General features: G+C 42.6%; 17 protein-coding genes and 1 rRNA gene. 9 read left to right on the top strand and 9 right to left on the bottom strand.

The genetic code is table 11. From position 1 onward, the window contains the following. Nucleotides 1-93: ribosomal RNA gene (locus BN2425_RS01385) — 16S ribosomal RNA — on the bottom strand; the annotation flags it as partial. A gap of 437 nt (nt 94-530) precedes the next feature. After that, nucleotides 531-1,280, bottom strand: coding sequence for an SAM-dependent methyltransferase (locus BN2425_RS01380; RefSeq protein WP_042454256.1), 750 nt, complete (start codon nt 1,278-1,280; stop codon nt 531-533). A gap of 213 nt (nt 1,281-1,493) precedes the next feature. On the opposite strand from BN2425_RS01380, the gene BN2425_RS01375 reads away from it, so the two are divergent. The 3 genes from BN2425_RS01375 (at nt 1,494) to BN2425_RS01365 (ending at nt 6,724) form a co-directional block, all read left to right on the top strand. Further along, nucleotides 1,494-3,521, top strand: a complete 2,028-nt coding sequence (locus BN2425_RS01375; protein WP_042454254.1) for a Na+/H+ antiporter — start codon at nt 1,494-1,496, stop codon at nt 3,519-3,521. A gap of 233 nt (nt 3,522-3,754) precedes the next feature. Then, nucleotides 3,755-5,734: an NAD(P)/FAD-dependent oxidoreductase gene (locus BN2425_RS01370; RefSeq protein ID WP_052352741.1), complete on the top strand. Its 1,980-nt coding sequence runs from the start codon at nt 3,755-3,757 to the stop codon at nt 5,732-5,734. 774 nt (nt 5,735-6,508) lie between these two features. After that, nucleotides 6,509-6,724, top strand: coding sequence for a hypothetical protein (locus BN2425_RS01365; RefSeq protein WP_042454250.1), 216 nt, complete (start codon nt 6,509-6,511; stop codon nt 6,722-6,724). Between the two features lie 61 nt (nt 6,725-6,785). Here BN2425_RS01365 and BN2425_RS01360 read toward each other — a convergent pair whose 3' ends face one another. The 5 genes from BN2425_RS01360 to BN2425_RS01340 all read right to left on the bottom strand — a co-directional run bounded on the left by BN2425_RS01360 (nt 6,786) and on the right by BN2425_RS01340 (nt 11,710). Further along, entirely contained in the window at nt 6,786-7,406 is a 621-nt protein-coding gene (locus tag BN2425_RS01360) for a YitT family protein (RefSeq protein ID WP_042454248.1), read from the bottom strand. Between the two features lie 134 nt (nt 7,407-7,540). Beyond that, nucleotides 7,541-8,707 carry a tryptophan synthase subunit beta gene (trpB, locus tag BN2425_RS01355; protein WP_042454246.1) on the bottom strand — a complete coding sequence of 389 codons (1,167 nt, stop codon included), beginning with the start codon at nt 8,705-8,707 and terminating at the stop codon, nt 7,541-7,543. Between the two features lie 202 nt (nt 8,708-8,909). Beyond that, nucleotides 8,910-9,815: a D-alanyl-D-alanine carboxypeptidase family protein gene (locus BN2425_RS01350; RefSeq protein ID WP_052352740.1), complete on the bottom strand. Its 906-nt coding sequence runs from the start codon at nt 9,813-9,815 to the stop codon at nt 8,910-8,912. Between the two features lie 100 nt (nt 9,816-9,915). Then, on the bottom strand, nt 9,916-11,037 hold the full coding sequence (locus BN2425_RS01345; protein WP_042454244.1) for a sensor histidine kinase: 1,122 nt from the start codon (nt 11,035-11,037) through the stop codon (nt 9,916-9,918). After that, nucleotides 11,027-11,710, bottom strand: a complete 684-nt coding sequence (locus BN2425_RS01340) for a response regulator transcription factor (RefSeq protein ID WP_042454243.1) — start codon at nt 11,708-11,710, stop codon at nt 11,027-11,029. The genes BN2425_RS01345 and BN2425_RS01340 overlap by 11 nt, the downstream gene beginning before the upstream one ends. Before the next feature lie 231 nt (nt 11,711-11,941). Here BN2425_RS01340 and BN2425_RS01335 point away from each other — a divergent pair, with 231 nt between their 5' ends. Genes BN2425_RS01335 through BN2425_RS01325 form a run of 3 tightly spaced genes read left to right on the top strand, consistent with a single transcriptional unit; the run spans nt 11,942 to nt 15,492 of the window. Further along, complete coding sequence (locus BN2425_RS01335; RefSeq protein WP_042454241.1) at nt 11,942-12,691, top strand: DeoR/GlpR family DNA-binding transcription regulator; 750 nt, start codon at nt 11,942-11,944, stop codon at nt 12,689-12,691. Continuing rightward, on the top strand, nt 12,688-13,599 hold the full coding sequence (gene pfkB, locus BN2425_RS01330; RefSeq protein WP_042454239.1) for a 1-phosphofructokinase: 912 nt from the start codon (nt 12,688-12,690) through the stop codon (nt 13,597-13,599). Before BN2425_RS01335 ends, pfkB begins: the two co-directional genes overlap by 4 nt. Before the next feature lie 15 nt (nt 13,600-13,614). Beyond that, a complete protein-coding gene (locus BN2425_RS01325) occupies nt 13,615-15,492 on the top strand; it encodes a PTS fructose transporter subunit IIABC (protein ID WP_042454237.1) in 1,878 nt (625 codons plus the stop codon). A gap of 35 nt (nt 15,493-15,527) precedes the next feature. Here the strand turns inward: BN2425_RS01325 and BN2425_RS01320 are convergent, their stop codons facing one another. Continuing rightward, the gene (locus BN2425_RS01320) at nt 15,528-16,364 is read right to left on the bottom strand and encodes an MBL fold metallo-hydrolase (RefSeq protein WP_042454235.1); all 837 of its coding nucleotides are present in this window, start codon (nt 16,362-16,364) and stop codon (nt 15,528-15,530) included. A 155-nt stretch (nt 16,365-16,519) separates the two neighbouring features. Here BN2425_RS01320 and BN2425_RS01315 point away from each other — a divergent pair, with 155 nt between their 5' ends. After that, nucleotides 16,520-16,813, top strand: a complete 294-nt coding sequence (locus BN2425_RS01315) for a c-type cytochrome (protein ID WP_052352739.1) — start codon at nt 16,520-16,522, stop codon at nt 16,811-16,813. A 267-nt stretch (nt 16,814-17,080) separates the two neighbouring features. Here BN2425_RS01315 and BN2425_RS01310 read toward each other — a convergent pair whose 3' ends face one another. Then, a complete protein-coding gene (locus tag BN2425_RS01310; protein WP_042454234.1) occupies nt 17,081-17,860 on the bottom strand; it encodes a Cof-type HAD-IIB family hydrolase in 780 nt (259 codons plus the stop codon). A 250-nt stretch (nt 17,861-18,110) separates the two neighbouring features. Here BN2425_RS01310 and BN2425_RS01305 point away from each other — a divergent pair, with 250 nt between their 5' ends. Together BN2425_RS01305 and BN2425_RS01300 are read left to right on the top strand one after the other, a co-directional pair. Beyond that, nucleotides 18,111-18,896, top strand: coding sequence for an SDR family oxidoreductase (locus BN2425_RS01305; protein ID WP_195891882.1), 786 nt, complete (start codon nt 18,111-18,113; stop codon nt 18,894-18,896). A 142-nt stretch (nt 18,897-19,038) separates the two neighbouring features. Beyond that, nucleotides 19,039-20,187 carry a PQQ-dependent sugar dehydrogenase gene (locus BN2425_RS01300; RefSeq protein WP_042454232.1) on the top strand — a complete coding sequence of 383 codons (1,149 nt, stop codon included), beginning with the start codon at nt 19,039-19,041 and terminating at the stop codon, nt 20,185-20,187. The last annotated feature ends 193 nt before the right edge of the window (nt 20,188-20,380 follow it).

The following is a 20,380-nucleotide window of genomic DNA, read 5'->3' as shown; positions in this document are numbered from 1 at the left end:
CATCAGGAGCAAGCTCCTAATGATTCGCTCGACTTGCATGTATTAGGCACGCCGCCAGCGTTCGTCCTGAGCCAGGATCAAACTCTCCAAGAAAGTTGATATAGCTCATAAATTTTACGTTGGCTTCGTTTCGTAAGAAACGAATGTTTTATTGTTGACGTTTTGTTTGTTTAGTTTTCAAAGAACAATTTCGCTGACAAGAAAATATTATATCTCGTAATCAACTAATTGTCAACCACTTTTCAAAAACACTTCGTGACGACATTTAAATATGTTACATGATGTAATCTACTTTGTCAACACTACTTTTCACTCCTGCACAAAACAATGTTTAGCTGTTTCCTAACAGGAATTACTATATTACTATAGTGTTTGTTTGCCGTCAACCACTTTTTTTACTTTCCCCATTCTATACTATAATGTCGACCTATCTCTGATACAAAGCACCTTTTTTCGAAAAGAACAGGCAAATAAGCCTGTTCACATATCCCCAAACCAATAATAATACCTCTTTTCATTTTAAAAGTTTTCTAAACCCTAAAAAGGTATAATCCAAATCCCATCGTTTCCCTGCCCCAATTTAGGTAGGAGGTTCTCCAGGCCCGAATTCTCTTCAGCATGTCCTCACGATCGGGGTCTTCAGGATTCTCTAAACAATAATTTTCAATCGAAGAGGAGTAGAGCCACTCATAGTCATCCCACTCTTCTTGTGTGGCTGTATACGACCAAAGCGGAACCAGACCAAGATCTGTACCTGCTTTTACGTTGTTCGCATGGCTTAGCAGTTCGGACTCCTCCGCTCCCCCAAGAGCTTCTAAATAATCAGGGCTTGGTTTTTGCTTCCAATAACCTTCACCAATCAATATGTACCCATTTTTCTTAACCAGATGCCTTAACGTCTGGAGTGTCGGGGTTAAGCCGTCCAAGGCGTGCGTAGACCCGATACAAATTCCAATGTCGTAACTTCCCTGTGGAAGTTCTCCCGCAGCTTCTTGGGCATCATTGACAATAAATTTAATGTTTTCTTCAGAAATTCTGTTGCTTGCACGTCGCTTTGCCTCTTCAATAGCTCCTTTATATAATTCAATAGCAGTCGCTTCTATTTTATATTTTTCAACAAGACGGATTAGCAGTTCGCACCTGCCTGCTCCGATATCTATCACTTTATCCTTTGGTTGCGGTGAAATGATTTGAAACATCTTCATGAGTTTCGCTTCACTAATCGGATTATAAAAAGCATGGTCCCTATGGGCTATGCTGGAGAATTTATTCCTGTCCATTCAGTCTCCCCCTTTATCTTGCTAATACCATCTTACATGAGACAAGAACGATATAATAGGGGGATAATTTTGACTACCTTTATTATTTAAATGAAATTTACGAAAAAACCGAACCGCTAAGAACCATCACGCAGGAGAAATTCCAGAAAAAATCATATCTGACGCAGAAATCATGATTAATTACACAAAATACTTACAAGAGGAGGTTTGTGTATGGAATTTTTCCTGCTCGTATTACTGTTGCTAGGAATTATCAGTTTGTCTAGTTTTATCAATCATTTGCTTCCATATATACCGGTACCGCTTATTCAAATTGCCCTAGGAGTGTTGCTCGCCTCACTTCCCTTAGGCATGCATGTACCTATGGACCCTGAACTCTTTTTTGTGCTTTTTATCGCTCCGCTACTATTTTATGATGGAAAAAATGTCTCTAGGAGAGCACTTTGGAAACTGCGGAAACCCATTTTGCTGCTGGCATTAGGCTTAGTGTTCGCGACTGTTTTTGTCATCGGTTTCCTTATTCATTGGCTGGTCCCGTCAATCCCATTGCCAGCTGCTTTTGCTTTGGCAGCTATCCTTTCTCCCACTGATGTTGTAGCAGTGGGGGCAATCTCCAGTAGAGTGAAAATCCCTAAAACCATTATGCATATTCTTGAAGGAGAAGGACTGATGAATGACGCCTCTGGTCTTGTTGCCTTTAAATTTGCAGTTGCTGCAACTGTGACTGGAGTTTTTTCCATAGTGGATGCGGGGTGGAGTTTTTTGGTCATATCTATTGGCGGATTGGCAGGCGGCGCCTTTCTCGCCTACCTTGTTATTCGGTTGAAGATATTTATCCGAAGGCTGGGGATGGAGGATGTGACGATACATATGCTGATTCAAATCCTTACGCCGTTTGTAATTTATTATTTAATTGAGCACTTCCATTTTTCAGGCATTTTATCGGTTGTTGCAGCCGGGATCGTTCATGGCATATACCGCGACCGGGACCAATCCCCGTCTTATCAGCTTCAAACGGTCTCCCGCAGTACATGGACTGTCCTTATTTATATTTTAAACGGGTTGGTATTTGTCTTATTGGGGTTACAGATTCCTGCTGTAACGGGAGAAATTTTTCATGACCCGCTGTTTAATAACTGGGAAGCATGCTTGTATATTTTCATTATTGCAGCAGCTCTTTTCCTATTACGTTTTATATGGATATCCTCTGTTTGGATCCTGGAGCGACTTTTAAAAGAACAAGTTCAAATGCCTTCTTTTAGCGCTATAGGCATTTTGACTATTTCTGGCGTTAGAGGGGCCGTCACTTTAGCTGGAGCTTTTACAATTCCTTATGTTTTAGCAGATGGCAGCCCGTTTCCCGAACGTTCGTTGCTGCTTTTTATTGCTGCCGGGGTCATTTTGGCCACGCTCCTTGTAGCCAGCATCTGTTTGCCGATACTCGCTAGAACTGAAAAGGCCGGCACTGAAGAAAGACAAGTGGAGCTGGAAAGAACCGCTATGCTTCAAACGATTGAGGCTGCCATTCAAGCTGTTCGCGAGCTGATGAATGATGAAAACCGAGGTGCAGCTGTTTCTGTGATCGCGAACTACAACAAGATTCGAAACCGAATCAGCCTGCTAAGCGGGGGATACCCTGAGCAAATCAGACAAGCAGAAATGGAGGTTCGCATGAAGGCGCTCGATGCGGAGGCGGACTATATTGAAAAACTGGTTAAAACTGGCCAAATTGACCGGGATGCCTTGTTCCTAGCACAGGAATATGTACAGCGGATTAGGCTCGCCATCACGAATCGGATGCGGTTTAGAAGATTGTTTATTTGGTCGCTGCTGAAGAGAACCCTATTTATGTTCTTTCAAAGGTTTTCACCAAAATATCAAGAACGGGTTGAGAATCGCCGTGCTAGAACAAAGAAAGCACTTCAGCTAAGGGTCATCATGGCCAAGGCCGCTATCCGCTTTCTAAAAAAACAAATGACTCCTGAAAATGAGTCCATTTATTTGGGTATTATTGGAGAATACAATGACATGATCACCAAACTCAAACAGGCCAAAACAGGAGAAGACCATACCCAATTCAACCAAGCAAAAAGAGAGCTCCAACTTAAGGCTTTCCAAGCAGAACGAGACCATATTCAAACCCTTTATGAAGAAGGAAATATCACCATCGACATCATCCGAAAAATACGCAAACAAATCAACATAAGAGAAGCCTACTGGGAAGAAAAAACGATCCATTAAGGTACCTGTCCCCCAATGCGTTAAAGCTTTACTGTACTGGGGGCCTGTCCCCCGGCGCTTTACCGCGTTACTTTGCAGGGGGACAGGCACCGCTTTGTGACAATTACATTGTGAAAATGTGAACAATATTAGGATTCTGTTTTTGCCGTAACTTTTATCACACGCTATGGTTTTGAAATAGGGTTACTGTTAGGTGGTAGTGTTGCTCAATGAATTTTAGGAGGTTACATACCATGTCTGAAAAGTATCCTAAATTGTTTTCAAACGGTAAAATTGGAAATTTAGAATTAAAAAATAGAGTCATTATGACTGCTATGGGTACGGGTTTTGCGAATGCCGACGGCACTCCATCGGAGCGTATCATGAGGTATTATGAGGAGCGCGCCAAAGGAGGAGTCGGTTTAATTGTAACGGAAGTAACCAGAGTCAACGATGACCACGGTAAGGCAAGCGATGCCCAGCTAAGCGTATCCAACGATGCAGTGATTGAACCATTACGTAAATTTGCTGAACGGATTCATTCGTACGGCACAAAGCTATTTTTACAGCTCCACCACCCTGGAAGACAAAACGCTTCCGTAGCCATTGGCGGTCAGCCTGTCGTTGGCCCTAGTGCAATCCCATGTGGATTGATGCAAGAAGAAACACGCGCGTTAACTACAGAAGAAGTGGAAAGTTTGGTCCAAGATTTTGTAAATGGAGCTAAACGTGCAAAAGCCGCAGGTGTGGATGGCATAGAACTTCATGGTGCCCACGGCTATTTAATCAATCAATTCTTAAGCCCCTATACCAACAAAAGAACCGACAAGTACGGCGGCTCGTTTGAAAATCGCCTGCTGTTTTTAGAAGAAATCATACTCGGAATCCGCAAAGAATGCGGCGACTACCCTTTAATGGTCCGTTTAACGGTGGAAGAGTTTTTAGATACGATTGGTGCACCAGAGAAAGGGATTGACTTGGAGACAGGAGTCAAAATTGTTCAAGCCCTTGAAAAATTAGGCATTGACGCAATCGATGTTTCTTCCGGAATCTACGAGACAATGAATACAATTGTTGAACCAACATCCTATCCTCAAGGCTGGCGTACCCATTTATCAAAGGCAGTGAAGGAAGCCGTTCAAATACCTGTTATTGCAGCAAACGTCATCAGAAAACCTGAATTTGCCGAGGAACTGTTGGAGTCTGGAATCATTGATTTTGTCGGAATCGGGCGTGGTCTTTTAGCAGACCCTGAGTGGGTAAACAAAACTGCAGGTGGAAGAGAATGTGATATTCGAAACTGTATCTCCTGCTTACATTGTTTTGAGTCCATTTTTGCAGGCTCATTGGAGTGCGCCGTCAATCCAAGAATGGGCAGAGAACTGCAATTTGACCAATTACAAACAGATGGTGATGGAAAAACAATCGCCATTATCGGCGCTGGACCTGCTGGTCTAGAGAGCGCCCGTGTGTTAGCAGAAAGAGGCTTTAAACCCGTTGTGTTCGAAAAAGAGGCAACGATTGGCGGACAATTGCTGTTGGCCAATAAGCCTCCTCAGAAGGAAAAAATTGATTGGCTTATCGAATATTTGGATACACAAACGAAAAAGCTGGGTGTCGAAATCCGCTTGAATACGGAAGCAACTGTAGAAGGACTTAGGAAACTTGATCCTTATGCTGTATTCGTCGCTACCGGTGCAGATGCTTTTGTTCCTCCAATTAAGGGAGCCGATGGAGAACATGTCTACACACCAACAGAGATCTTAAGCGGTTCTGTTGAATTGCAAAATAAAAGGATTGCTGTTATCGGCTCTGGAATGACAGGCCTAGAAACAGCAGAGCTATTGGCCGAGCAAGGAAATACAGTTACCGTTTTTGAGATGGCTGATATGATTGGACCAGGTGCTTATTTCCAAAACTTGATCGACGTTACAACGAAACTGGCCAAACTTGGGGTACATATGCTGCCAGGGCATAAACTGCAAAAGATATCGTATGACCGAATCTTACTCGAAAAAGTCGCTACCAAAGAAAATGTGGAATGCCCAGTCGACGCGGTTGTCCTTTCATTAGGAGTTCGTCCAAACAACAAAATCGTTGACACCATCAAGGCTAACTTCACCAACGTCAAAGTCATCGGCGATGTCAACGCACCAAGAAAAATCGCCCAAGCAATCAAAGAAGGATACACAGAAGCCTACAACCTTACAGCAAAAGAACTAGTTACTATTTAATAGAGTGGGGACAGGCCCCCGTTGCGTTAAAGCATCACCGCAGCGGGGGCCTGTCCCCTCATGAATATTCACAAATTATTAAGATTCCCCCTTTGATATAATACAGTTGCGTGACTTTATTCATATTTTTTAGAAAGTAGGTTGGTGCTATGGCAAATGACAGTAAGACCTTGAGACCAGCTGAGATCAATGGGATGCAGGTTAAAGTCTATTCGCAGAACTTTACCAATCCAATGGACCAGGAGGAATATTTAAAGAATTTAGCCATTAGTTCGGAATTTGAGCTGCCCCCCGTGGGTTGTCTGAATTTTACTGGAAGGATTTGATTGCCTACAAGTGTGAAAAGTGCTTAGACAGAAAACGAAACGAGTTTCTCCGAGTTATCGCAAAACTAATGACCACCCATTTAGAGGACGACTCTCCCCCTTCCTGGCCGCAATGTCAGCCCTCCTTTTGGGAAGAAATTAATTTTTACAGTTTTCCCCATTTGATGCGAATTTCACGAAAAGAGCAAGAAACCGAGCAATTCCTAACACAATTAATAATGTTTGTCCGTTGGCTCGATGAACGAGTTGGCACTGATTTGCCCCCCTAATCGACGACCTTGCCATAGAAGCGACTCCTCAACTCAAGGATTGCGAACATCTGCTTAACGCCCTCTTCTTACGCGATTTTCCTCGTATCCATCGTGTAGATTGGAATCCACAGTATGATATTGAAAGAATCAATTTAAATTTCAACCAGTGTAAAGAAAAATGGGATAGTTTATTTGAAGTGACCAGCAAAATTGATGAAACCATTGTACTGAGTGAGTTTGTAACCAACAATGTTTATAATGTAAAGGGTTTGCCCGCCAAATGGGCAGTTTCTGGAATGATTATGAGTGGCGTCATCGGTAAACGAGCCGGGGACAAGACCTGGAAATGGTTTCAGACCGAGGGGCATTTATCCGCAAAGAGGAAAAAAATATCTCTCATTAAAAATCAATAATTAGCCTCCGAAAGCCATTCCCTGCTGCGTCAATATGGTAAAGCACTGGGGAACTGGCCCATCAATGAATACGAATTGAAGCGTCAATAGTTTGATAGGCTACAAAAAATACGGCCATTGAGTAGATAGCTTCGTGTAGACCGAATATGAAGATGGAACTTGCAAAAATGAGGAAATTAAATAGAAAGACATATTGGCCGATGGATAAACTTGTCCGTTCGCTGAATAATATGGATAAAACTTCTGTTCCATCTAAACATCCCCCAAAACGGATAATCGTTCCGACACCGAGACCCAGACAAACCCCCCCAAGGACAATAATCAGCAGGGGGTTACCAGTAATGACCGGAACAGGTTCGAGTATGCTCGTTGTCAGCATCAGGACCAGATTGGCATAAAAACTCATAGCAAAGAATCTTTTCCCAAGCATTTTATATCCTATTAGGAAAAAAGGTGTGTTTAATAGGAATAACAAAACGCCTATATCCATACCGGTAACATCAGAAACCATAATGCAAATACCGATAATTCCTCCGTCTATCAAATTATTTTTGACTAATAATAACTGAAGGGAAATGGCCACAAGGATTGCACCAATAAAAATAAAAGAGGCCTGTCTATAAAACTTCCTACTGCTATTCCTGTCGTTATTTATGTACTTTAAATATCTTTTCCTATACATAAGTACCTCCATTTGGCGGCCGCTTTTCTTCCTGCTTATAGGAAATATATTCCAGTTAAGATAAAAACATTCAGATTCCCCTGCTGTAAAATGACACAAGGACGATTCAAAGCAGAATCGTCCTTGTTACTCTATTAATTCTTTAACATTTTATATACTTGCTCAACATCCTTGTCCCCACGGCCTGACAGGTTAACGATAATCACATCATCCGGTGACATTTGTTTTGCAAGCTTGACCGCATAGGCTACTGCATGAGAACTCTCAAGCGCCGGGATGATTCCTTCTGTCTTGCTGAGCAAAAGAAAAGCATCTAACGCCTCTTGTCCGGTAACTGTGACATACTCGCCCCTGCCGCTTGTTTTTAAGAAGCTGTGTTCCGGACCGACACCAGGATAATCAAGTCCAGCTGCAATCGAATAGGTCGGCTGGGGCTCCCCATTTTCATCTAATAAAGTCAAACATTTAAACCCATGGATCACGGCCGGAACTCCATTTGATAGGGTTGGTGCCTCTGCCGGTTCCACTCCGATTAAGCGGACACCTTTTTCTTCAATATAATGGGCAAACGCGCCGATGGCATTGCTCCCTCCGCCTGTACAGGCAATGACTGCGGTCGGCAGCTTGCCTTCCTTCTCGAGGATTTGCCGCTTGGATTCTTCACTGATAATCGACTGGAAATGCTTGACCATGGTTGGGTACGGATGCGGACCCACTGCCGATCCCAATAAGTAAAATGTATTTTTATAATTTTGCACCAAATCTCCTAATGCTTCATCAACGGCATCTTTTAGACGACCCTGCCCTTTGGAAACTGGAACAACCTTTGCTCCAAGCAGCTCCATTCGGAATACGTTCAAGGCCTGCCGTTCGGTGTCCAATTTTCCCATATAGATGACACATTCCATGCCAAACATGGCACAGGCTGTGGCTGTGGCGACCCCGTGCTGGCCAGCCCCAGTTTCCGCAATAATCCGTTTTACGCCCATCCTTTTCGCTAACAAAATCTGCCCAATGGCATTATTGATTTTGTGGGCGCCTGTATGATTGAGGTCTTCCCGTTTTAAATAAATCTTGGCTCCGCCCAATTGCTTCGTTAAGTTCTCGGCAAATGTCAGCGGATTTTCTCTCCCTATATACTCTTTTAAGTAAAATTTATATTCCTCAATAAACTCCGGATCATCCTTATACTTTAAGAATTGTTCCTCCAACTCATTCATGACCTGTTGCAGGTCATCCGGAACAAAACTTCCTCCAAACTCACCAAAATACCCTCTGCTCTGCGTACTCACACTCTCCATACTTGCTACACTCCTTCTCCACTACATTTTGGCCAGTTAGTATCTGCTTAATTAACTGATTATTACAAACAATATTTTACCACGTTGCCGCAGTCCCGTACAGTCGAAAGCCTCTTTAACGCATTAACGCGCTGGGGGACAGGCCCCCAGCGTGATAATGCGTTACTGAAGCAAAGACTTGTCTGTGATGTTTTTATTGGCTTTAATTGTTCACGTATTCAGTGGTGAATCCCTTTTTTAGTAGGGTGATGGAGTCGTTCCATACGGAGGTTTGGTCAGATTTTAGGATGACTGCGATGAGTTTTTTTCCGTTGCGTTCGGCTGCGGATACTAGGCAGTATCCTGCTTCATCTGTAAATCCTGTTTTGATCCCGTTAGCACCTTCAAAGTAGTACGGGCTGTTGCTATTTAGCAATTGATTACGATTCTCGTAAGTGATGGCTTGGTCTGAAAAGGTTCGGCTGCTGACAATGTCTTTAAAACTTTGGTTTTCCATTGCGGCCATTGCAATAAGTCCGAGGTCATGGGCCGTTGTGTAATGTTTGGAATTGTGCAGCCCATGAGGATTCATAAAATGGGAGTCCTTGGCACCTAACTGCTTTGCCTTCTGATTCATCATTCTAACAAAATAGCTGAGCGCCGTTTCATCTGAAATGTCGGTTCTTCCCATCTGTTTTTTTGCCGTATAAATGGCAATTGTCCTGGCTGCATCATTCCCGGAAGGAAGCATCAGCCCAGCTAACAATTCCCTTAAAGTCAATGACTGTCCCTCCTTTAGCCACGCTGTACTTTCTCCTTGTGACTTTAAACGGACCTCTTTACCCACAGTCACAGAGTCATCCAAGCTTCCCCATTCGATTGCTAATAAAGCCGTTAAGATTTTGGTTGTGCTGGCTGGGTACATCCTTTTCTCGCTATTCTTTGCATAAATTGCTTTACCTGAGTCGGCATCTAATAAAATCCCCGCCTCCCCGTTAATATTTATACTAGAATCTGAGGAAGTCTCCGTCCATCCCCTTTGGATTTTATCCATTCCAAACATTTGAATACCCCAACTTAATAGAACCAATCCAATCAATCCAACTACCACTAATTTCATATTTCTCATACAAGCAACTCCTAGAAAAATGGTTAACCCAAATATAGCCATTATTCCTAAAGAGCATGAAAACTAAACCTTAAGAAAACTTAAAGAAACACTTAAGTTTTTATAATTGGCCATCACCGGCAATCCTGATCGGCAATTGCACTTGAAAAATAGTTTCCCTCTCATTACTTGAAACAGAGATCTCACCGTGGTGCATGTCCACAATCCCTTTCGCTATAGCTAGGCCCAGCCCAGTACCCCCGGTTTCCGCTGTCCTGGATTGATCGATGCGATACATCCTTTCAAATATTAGAGGGATGGCTTTTGCTGGTATCGGCTGTCCATAATTGACAAGCTTCACAACAACATAGGATGTCCTATCCTCCAGATACAGATCGATTTTTTTTCCATCTTTCCCATACTTAATGGCATTAGAAAAAAGATTCTCAAACACACGCATTAATTTATCTGGGTCTGCCTCTAACGAGATGGCTTTATCCGGGATATGGATGCCTAAGTGCATATTTGCCTCTTGTAATTCTGGGGTAAATTGTTCAGCTAGCTGACGAAGCAATTCACTTACATTAAATCTTACAGGTTTTAATGCAATTTCCCGATTATTAATTTTGGTGAACTCAAATAAGTCATTGACCATTCGATTTAGCCGATTTGCTTTTTCGTAAGCAATATTCACAAAACATCGAAGTTCCACCTCGTCACGATACTTGTCTTCTTCTATTAATCTTAAGTAACCCATAATCGAGGTCAAAGGTGTCCTCAAATCATGGGAAACATTGGTTACCAGTTCATTTTTGGAACGGATTACCCGTTTTTCCTCTTCGATTAATTGTTCCAGCTGTCCTTTCACCTCATTAAGATGATTGGCCATACTTCCAAGAGAGCCCTTTGCATTCCTGACTGGAAGATCGAGTTCAAACTGCCCTTGCGATAATTTTTGGCTTGAATTCAAAATGAGAGTAAAATAGGCTAATTTTTTATACATCCACAAAAAATAATAGAGAAGAGTAAGAATTGTTGTAGCTAGAAAAAATAATTTCCACAATCCATACGTACGGTAGGTATCAACGAAAAAATAATTAATAGCAGAGGGTAAAGGGATATTCTGATAAATGAATTTAGCGGCATATCCGAAAAGGAAACTGGAGATTGCCCCACCCAACAAACAATAAAGCCATATGAGCAAAAACCTGCCGTAGACCGTAACAGCTTTTTTATCCTTCAATTTTATACCCCACCCCCCAAATGGTTTTAATTAATTTGTACCCCAGCTCTTTTTCAACTTTTTCTCGAAGATTGCTAATGTGGACCATGACCGTATTGTTGGAGGAAAAGTACCCTTCCTTCCACACTTGTTCAAACAATTCTTCACTACTAAATACCCGTCCGAGATTGGAAGCCATGAGGTACAAAATATCAAACTCTTTTGATGTTAAGGAGATGGGCCGGCCGCTAACCAAAACAGTATGAGAGCTTTTATTAACCTCTAGCGTATCAAGCTTAATAACCTCATTTTGGACATGTTCGTCTTGATACAAATAGGCACGGCGCATTAATGTTTTAACACGTGCCACTAATTCCAGCGGGTTAAATGGCTTTGTCAAGTAATCATCTGCTCCGCTCATTAAGCCCATAATTTTGTCAAGGTCCTCTGATTTTGCGCTGACCATTAGGATGGGTACATGATTCTTTTCCCGTATCTTTCTGCATACCTCCATGCCATCCATCTTGGGCATCATCCAATCTAAAATAACCAAATCTATTTTTTCTTCATTAAACACACGAAGGGCCTCTTCCCCATCATAAGCTCTAGAAGTCTTGAACCCCTCATTTTGCAAATAAATCGAAATTAACTGCCCAATCTCCTTATCGTCTTCAACTATTAAAATATGTCTCAATTTTTTCTACTCCCTTTGTAATCCTTAACTGAACCATATTTGTATTCATTTTCCATTATACTCATCCATCCTTCATACTGCCTAGGAAATTCGGATGACGAAAATAGTCAAAAGGAATGAACGGAAAAGATTGGATGTGAATGTTTTTGGCTGTTTGTGATTGATTTTTAATAAAAAGTCCTGTATGATATTAAAGTTACACTGTAAGCGTTATTTTTAGGAGGCGGCATTTTGTTAGAAACGGAGCGCCATCAACTTATTTTAAATGCTTTAAAGCAAAAGAATACTGTTAAGCTTCAGGAACTTGTAGAAATCACCAATTCTTCGGAATCTACAATCCGACGTGACTTAACTCAGTTAGAAAATATGAAGTTTTTAAAAAGGGTTCATGGCGGCGCAGCCCGGCTTCAAGGTAAACTCCAAGAACCGAGCATGACTGAAAAATCAGCCAAAAACCTTCAAGCCAAACGTCACATCGCAGAATATGCTGCTAGTTTAATTGAAGAAGGCGATTCGATTTATCTAGATGCCGGAACCACGGTTTTGGAAATGATTCCTTTTCTGCCATCTAATATAGTGGTCGTCACCAATGGACTGATGCATGCCAATCATCTGCTGGAGAGAAACGTTAAAACTTTCTTAATCGGCGGGTATCTAAAACCGACCACCAAAGCGATGATCGGCCGCGGTGCATTAGAAAGTCTGGAACAATATCGATTCGATAAGTGCTTTATGGGAGTCAATGGCATTCACCCTGAGCTTGGCTATACAACACCCGATCAGGAAGAAGCCATGGTCAAACAACTGGCTATTTCATTATCTCGTGAAGCCTTCGTTTTAGCGGATGAGTCAAAATTTTCAGAGATTGCCTTTGCCAAAATCGCCAATCTCCATGTCGCTTCCATTCTAACTAATGAGTTAGATCCTGATATAAAGGAACAATATGATAGTAAGACAAAGATAAAGGTGGTTACATCATGATTTATACCGTTACGTTAAATCCATCTCTCGACTATATTGTCGAACTTGACCAAGTCAATGTGGGCGGGTTAAACCGTACCAAAAACGAAACCAAATTGCCTGGAGGAAAAGGCATTAATGTATCCCAAGTCCTAAAAAGATTGGACGTCAACAGCAAAGCCCTTGGTTTTGTCGGCGGTTTTACAGGCGATTATCTTAAAACATTACTAGAATCTCTTCAAATCAGCACAGACTTTGTGAGAGTCAATGAGGATACAAGAATAAATGTAAAACTAAAGTCCGACACAGAAACCGAAGTAAACGCCAAGGGACCTGCCATTTCCAATGAGAACTTTGAAGCCTTAAAGGCAAAAGTTCGTCAGCTGACAAACGAGGATATCCTTGTGCTAGCAGGAAGCATCCCTTCCACCATGCCAGCAGATACCTATGAAGGGCTCGTGAAAATCTGCAGCACAACCGGAACGAGATTTGTAGTGGATGCGGAAGGAGAATTATTGAGAAAGGTTCTTCCATTCAAGCCATTCCTGATTAAACCAAATCATCATGAGCTTGGTGATTTATTCAATACGGTAATTACAACACCTGAAGAGGCCGTTCCCTACGGTAGAGAATTAATCAAACAAGGGGCTCAAAATGTCATTGTCTCCCTTGCAGGAAATGGCGCCGTCCTCATCAACAAGGACATGGCCATCGTTTCTACTGTTCCAAAAGGGGAAGTAAAGAGCTCGGTTGGTGCCGGGGATTCCATGGTGGCCGGGTTTATTGCAACCTACGCAAAAACCAACTCCATTGAAGAAGCCTTCCGTTTTAGTGTGGCTGCCGGAAGTGCTACCGCTTTTTCAATCGGCCTATGCACCTCTGAAAAAATTGAAAGTTTACTGCCACAAGTAAAGCTACAACAGATTTAAAAAAGGAGAAACGTCATGAGAATAACCGAGTTATTAACGAAAGATACCATGAATCTTGGTTTAACCAGCAGTGAAAAAGCAGATGTCATTGAAGAGCTGGTTACTGTTTTGGATAACGCCGGCAAATTGGCCGACAGAAACGAATATAAACAGCAAATTTTAAATCGGGAAGCACAAAGCACAACTGGAATCGGCGACGGAATTGCCATACCTCATGCGAAAACTAAAGCAGTGAAGCAGGCAGCGATTGCCTTTGGCCGTTCAACTGGCGGTGTCAACTATGAATCATTTGATGGCCAGCCCGCTCACCTTTTCTTTATGATCGCGGCAACTGAAGGGGCAAACAATACTCACCTAGAAGCACTTGCCCGTCTGTCTACCATTTTAATGAGAGATGAAGTACGCCAGCAGCTTTTAGAAGCAAAAACAGCAGATGATGTGTTAACTGTCATAAACAGCCATGACGAAGAAGAGGAAGAGGAAACCCAATCGATGGCTGGAAAAAAAGACTTCGTGGTAGCTGTAACGGCTTGTCCAACTGGTATCGCCCATACCTATATGTCTGCTGATGCCTTAAAAGCCAAAGCAGCCGAAATGGGTATCGACATCAAGGTTGAAACGAACGGCTCTGGAGGAGCGAAAAACGTCCTTACCACAGATGAAATTGAAAATGCAACGGCTGTTATTGTTGCTGCCGATACCAAGGTTGAAATGAATCGGTTTAATGGCAAGCACGTTATTGAAGTGCCGGTTGCAGATGGGATCCGCAAGCCGCAAGAATTAATTGAGCGGGCATTAAAACAGGATGCTCCTATTTACAAGGGCGGCGCTTCTGATAAAACAAATAACGAGTCCGATAAAAAAGGCCGAAGCATCGGTTCAACCATCTATAAACACTTAATGAATGGTGTTTCTAATATGCTTCCATTTGTTGTTGGGGGCGGTATTTTAATTGCCATCAGCTTTATCTTTGGCTTTAATTCCGCAAATCCAGATGATCCAAGCTATAATGAATTTGCTGCAGCATTAAAGACCATCGGCGGCGGTAACGCCTTTGCTTTAATGGTCCCTGTATTAGCAGGATTTATCGCGATGAGTATCGCTGACCGTCCAGGATTTGCAGCAGGTATGGTTGGCGGTATGATGGCGACTAGCGGTGGTGCCGGCTTCTTAGGCGGTCTTGTCGCAGGTTTCTTAGCAGGTTATGTGGTAGTTGGATTGAAAAAATTATTAGCTGGAATCCCAGCATCTTTAGAAGGTATTAAAACGATTCTATTATATCCACTATTGGGTATTGCAATCACTGGTTTCATCATGTTGTATGTGGTCAACAAACCAGTTGGCGCCTTAAACACAGCGATTTCCGATTGGTTATCAGGTCTTGGAACCGGAAATGCTGTTTTACTTGGAATTATTCTTGGATTAATGATGTCATTCGATATGGGCGGTCCAGTAAACAAGGCAGCTTATGTATTCGGTACAGGATTAATTGCTAATGGCGTTTATGAACCAATGGCAGCCATTATGGCAGCTGGAATGGTCCCCCCATTAGGAATCGCTCTTGCCACTACTTTCTTTAAAAAGAAATTCAGCAAGCAAGACCGTGAAGCTGGAAGAGTCAACTATATCATGGGATTATCCTTTATTACAGAAGGAGCCATTCCATTCGCAGCGGCTGACCCAGTTCGGGTTATTCCTTCCGTTATGATTGGTTCCGCTGTTACCGGCGCACTAACCATGTACTTTGGCATCGGCCTCCGCGCCCCACACGGCGGAGTATTCGTCTTCCCGCTCGTAGACGGCAACTGGCTGCTCTACCTGTTGGCAGTCGTAATTGGAGCAATCGTCTCAGCACTATTACTAGGATTCTTGAAAAAACCAATCACAAAATAATAAAAATGGGGACAGGCCCCCGGTGCGTTAATGCGTTAACGTGCTGGGGGCCTGTCCCCTTTATATTCTCTGCGAATGATGCTGATGTTTTCTTGATGAGATAGTTTGGTGAATTTGGATGGGTAGGCCATTTGTTTTTCTAATTCATCCATTATTCCTAGGTTTTCATTCTGTACAGCAGCTATTAATTGGTCGAGGTAGTTTTCCGCTAATTGAATTCTCTTTAAAACTTCCTCCTGCGAACTGGCTGTTTGACCGTGCCCAGGAACCATAACCTTAATGTTATGGCTATCTAGTATTGTGCTGGCCTTACGAAGGGTATTTTGATATTCTTTTACACTATGGGAGATAAACGGAAGTTCGAAGTCGGAAAGATAGTCACCTGCTACCCAGACACCAAGTGGTTCGATCACCGTAAATATTCCGTCATGTGTATGCCCAGGTGCCAAGTAAAACGTCATGGTGGTCTCCCCTAAGACAAGTTTTTTCCCGTCTTCATCCACCACGAACTCGACCTCTGGGAAATCGATTGGATAGGGTCGCTCAATATAGTAATCATTATCGAATTCATGAATCTGTTCTAGCGTTTTACGTTTATCTGGGTGCCCCGCCAAGCCCTTGCTTCCAATCACCTTAGCACTAGGAAAGGCGCGATAGCCGATAATATGATCAAAATCACCATGCGTAAACAAAAGCAACAGCGGTTTTTTCCCTTGAATCCTTGCTACATGTTGCTTAATTTCCTCCACCTCAGCTGGCAGCCAATTCGGATCCACAACTAGAACGAATTCCTTTGCCTCTACCACCGTACATGTCGTCTGATATAAACCACTTTGAAACACTGTTATGTATTGATTTTGAAATTGAATCATTCTCCCGCTCTCCTCGAAGAAAGTTAAAATGATTTAACAATTGATTGATTTGTAGTCATGTCTTGTATGCTAGATTATCTTTAATGAATATTATTATATTCTCACTGTGAATAGCTCTACAAGATTCAAATAAATTCATTATTGGAGGAAACAGCATGAAACGACTATGGCCGGTTTTATTAGTAACACTACTTTTATTAGCCGGATGTTCTGCTAAGGCAAGCGAGAAAACATCACTAGATGGAGAAGCACTTTATCAAGGCAAATGTCTTGCCTGCCACGGAGCAGATTTAAAAGGCGGCTTTGGACCACCTGTAGTAAACATTAGCAGCAAATATTCGGAACAACAACTAAAGAAAATCATTACAGAAGGCACTGGCAAAATGCAGGGGCAAAACGTAAACGAAGAAGAAACACAAGAACTCACTGACTGGCTAATGAAACAATAACACAATAATGCGGGGCCTGTCCCCCATCTTATTACCACGTTAACGTACCGGGGGACAGGCCCCCGCCATATTACCTCATTAACGCATCGGGGGACAGGCCCCCACCTTATTACCGTGTTAACGTGCTGGGGGACAGGCCCCCGCCATATTACCGCATTAACGTATCGGGGGGCAGGCCCATGTCACCGCATTAACGTAGGGGGGGGCAGCCCCCCGCCATATTACCGCATTAACGTATCGGGGGGCAGGCCCCACTTACACCACAGGTTACAGCAGGCCTACCATTTGTAGGCCGTGGTAGATGCCGTCGTCTTCTACGGATTTGGTTGTGTATTTGGCGACTTCTTTGGTGATGGGTTCTCCGTTTCCCATTGCTACGCTGTTTTCGATGGCTTTTAGCATTTCGACGTCGTTTAGGCCGTCGCCAAAGGCAAATTGCCGCTCTGGTGGGAAACCAAGTCTTTGAATAATTTGTTCAATTCCTTTTGCCTTTGAACCGCCTTTTGGAAGGACGTCAACCGATACTGGATGCCATCTGACAAAATCAAAATCCTTGAATTTCTCTTCGTATTGCTGCTCTTCTCCTTCTGGGCAGAATAAAAGAGATTGATACAGTTCACGCCCTTTATAATAGTAGGGGTCATAGGTAGGAAAAGCGTTGATCTTTAAAGTATCAATACTTTCCTTAATATATGGATGTTCTGGGACATTTGCTTTCATATCTTCATGGTTCATATACACAATAGGGTGATTGTTTTTCAATGCAGCTTCCGTTAATTGTACCAGCGAGGTAATGTTTAACGGATTGGTATATAGCACTTCCCCATTTAACACAACATATTGTCCGTTATAGCTGACAAAGGTATTAATATCCAATTCCTTCCGCAAATCTTCAAACATGAACGGGGCCCGTCCCGTTGCAATTGCTACAACATGTCCAAGTTCCTTTAATTTAAAAACTGCTTCTTTTGTTGACTGGGGCAGCTTTTTCTCATGGTTTAACAAGGTACCATCTATATCAAAAAAAATCACACTTTGTTCTTTCACAGTTATGTCCTACTTTCGAAATATATTTTGTGCCAGTTCGAGTCTATATCAAAATTAAACTGGCCGAACGGAAAGCTCCGCTTGATACACTACCATAAAGTGTAATATATGAAAGCCGTTTCATGTCAAATGATTATCATCCAATATATTGCCCAAATAAAAATGCAAAACTCCCCAAGCCTTCCATTATGTTTTAAATTCTCGTCAATGGGTATCTTAATAGGCATCAACATGTAGGAGGCTTTTAAACATGGAAATACTGCTTGAACATCAAGTTGCGATTGTAACTGGGGCTGGCTCAGGCATTGGAAAAGCCGCTGCGTTAAAGCTGGCCGAAAACGGAGCCAAGATTGCCTTGGTAGATCTGCATCAAGATGAATTGGAAGAAGTGAAAAACCAAATTGAAGCAATAGGTGGCAAAGCTCTTATTTTAAAAACCAATGTTTCCGACCCCGAGGAAGTTCAATCCTGTTACCAAAAAATCATCGACAACTGGGGAAGGCTGGATATTGTTTTTTCTAACGCCGGTATCAATGGGAAAGTAACACCCATTGAAGACTTGGAGCCCAGTGAATGGGATTTAACCCTTTCCAATAACTTAACGAGTACCTTTTTAACCGTTAAATATGCGGTACCGCATTTGAAGAAAAGTGGCGGGAGCATCATAATTACTAGTTCGATTAATGGGAACCGAGTATACAGAAATATAGGAATGTCTGCCTATAGCACCTCCAAAATCGGACAAATGGGCTTTGGAAAAATGGCGGCCCTAGAACTGGCCAAATATCACATTAGGGTCAACATTATTTGCCCTGGTGCGATTGATACCAATATTAGCGAAAACACCTGGAAGGAAAAAAAGAATCTGAAAAAAGTGGAGGTACCTATTAAGTACCCTAAAGGCAGCCAGCCGTTGGAACACGGGCCAGGGAAACCAGAACAGGTGGCTGATCTCGTACTCTTCCTTGCCTCTAATTTGTCGAGCCATATCACCGGCAGTGAAATGTATATTGATGGTGCAGAGTCACTTTTATAGCAGTCAAAGACCCATGAGCATACCAACTCATGGGTTTTCAATTTGGAGAAAAAACCACAGTAAATTTTTAGGTCTCAACTGTTTAAATAATCTGAATTTTGTCCAAAATGGTGAGGAAAATCTTATATTTTGAGGTGGTATCGTGAGAAAGTCAGTTATTTACAGTACCCTAGGAGTTTTGTTCGCAGCGGGCTTAGGGACTGCTATAGTCTGGAATAATCAGAAAGAAGATCAGGACGCCGGCAAAAGTCAGGGGTCACTCCAGCAAGATGCGGTTGAAGTAATGGAAAAAACGGTTGAGGTTGTGAAGTCGGATGATGGGAGCGTAAATGCCAATCATTTGTATATCCCATGGACCATCAACAAAAATGGCAATTTGTTTTTCTTAAGCCAACGGGAAGGCTCCGTTATTCAAATTGACGGTGACCTTGGCCTAGTGAAAGTGCAGCAAGTGAAGGTTTCAAAGGATATTGTGCATGAAGGAGAAGGCGGCTTCCTCGGTTTCGCACTGGCGCCGGATTTTGAGAAATCAAAAATGGCCTTTGCCTATCATTCGTACAAACAAGATGGCAAAATCCTAAACAGAATTGTTTCCCTGAAGCTTGCAGATAACACCTGGAAAGAACAGAATGTCCTATTGGAAGGGATCCCTGGCGGAACAGCGAATAATGGCGGCCGGATTAAAATTGGACCGGACGGAATGCTCTATGCCACGACTGGTGATACCAAGCAATCAGACAATGCCCAAAATCTCAACAGCTTATCCGGCAAGATCTTAAGGATGGAATTAAACGGCGATATTCCTGCCGACAATCCATTTAAAAATTCCTATGTTTATTCCTATGGTCACCGAAACCCTCAAGGGCTTGCCTGGGATAGCAATGGTAACCTATATAGTTCAGAGCATGGTGAATCAGGTCATGACGAAATCAACCTGATTCAAGCAGGCAAAAATTATGGATGGCCCGTCATTCAAGGAGACGAAAGCAAAGAGGGCATGATCAAGCCGCTAGTTCAATCCGGAGATCAAACCTGGGCTCCTTCCGGAATGGCCTTTCATGATGGAAAACTTTTGGTCGCTTCTTTAGCTGGGAAAAAACTGTTTGCCTACGACCTAGCAAGCAAACAGTTCCAGGAATTTTATAGCGATGCCGGCCGTTTGAGAGATGTGCTCGTTGACAATAACGAGTTATTTACCATAACAAGCAACCGTGACAATCGTGGAAATCCAACCGATCAAGATGACAGGCTGATTCATTTAACTTTAACTGAAAAAGCCAATGCAAACTAATATGTAAAAAAGGTAATCGTCGTGATGACGATTACTTTCAGATTGTCGAGAAAGGTTATTTTTCTCGGCAATTTTTCATTTTACTTGAATTAAAATATGATTTTTAGAATTGATTATCGCCTGCAATGGGGCCTATTGATTTCCGCTCCAGGTGCTTCGCTTTCCGCGGGCGTGCCGGGGAGCCTCCTCGGCG

The sequence above is a fragment of the Neobacillus dielmonensis genome (assembly GCF_000612665.1).
Taxonomy (GTDB): Bacteria; Bacillota; Bacilli; order Bacillales; family Cytobacillaceae; genus Neobacillus; species Neobacillus dielmonensis.
This window is presented reverse-complemented; position numbering and strand designations above follow the sequence as displayed.

Bases quoted from the DNA above. Each gene is read 5' to 3' on its own strand.
- BN2425_RS01380 (WP_042454256.1), bottom strand. From the start codon at position 1,280: ATGGACAGGAATAAATTCTCCAGCATAGCCCATAGGGACCATGCTTTT.
- BN2425_RS01375 (WP_042454254.1), top strand. From the start codon at position 1,494: ATGGAATTTTTCCTGCTCGTATTACTGTTGCTAGGAATTATCAGTTTG.
- BN2425_RS01370 (WP_052352741.1), top strand. From the start codon at position 3,755: ATGTCTGAAAAGTATCCTAAATTGTTTTCAAACGGTAAAATTGGAAAT.
- BN2425_RS01360 (WP_042454248.1), bottom strand. From the start codon at position 7,406: ATGTATAGGAAAAGATATTTAAAGTACATAAATAACGACAGGAATAGC.
- trpB (WP_042454246.1), bottom strand. From the start codon at position 8,707: ATGGAGAGTGTGAGTACGCAGAGCAGAGGGTATTTTGGTGAGTTTGGA.
- BN2425_RS01350 (WP_052352740.1), bottom strand. From the start codon at position 9,815: ATGAGAAATATGAAATTAGTGGTAGTTGGATTGATTGGATTGGTTCTA.
- pfkB (WP_042454239.1), top strand. From the start codon at position 12,688: ATGATTTATACCGTTACGTTAAATCCATCTCTCGACTATATTGTCGAA.
- BN2425_RS01325 (WP_042454237.1), top strand. From the start codon at position 13,615: ATGAGAATAACCGAGTTATTAACGAAAGATACCATGAATCTTGGTTTA.
- BN2425_RS01320 (WP_042454235.1), bottom strand. From the start codon at position 16,364: ATGATTCAATTTCAAAATCAATACATAACAGTGTTTCAAAGTGGTTTA.
- BN2425_RS01315 (WP_052352739.1), top strand. From the start codon at position 16,520: ATGAAACGACTATGGCCGGTTTTATTAGTAACACTACTTTTATTAGCC.
- BN2425_RS01305 (WP_195891882.1), top strand. From the start codon at position 18,111: ATGGAAATACTGCTTGAACATCAAGTTGCGATTGTAACTGGGGCTGGC.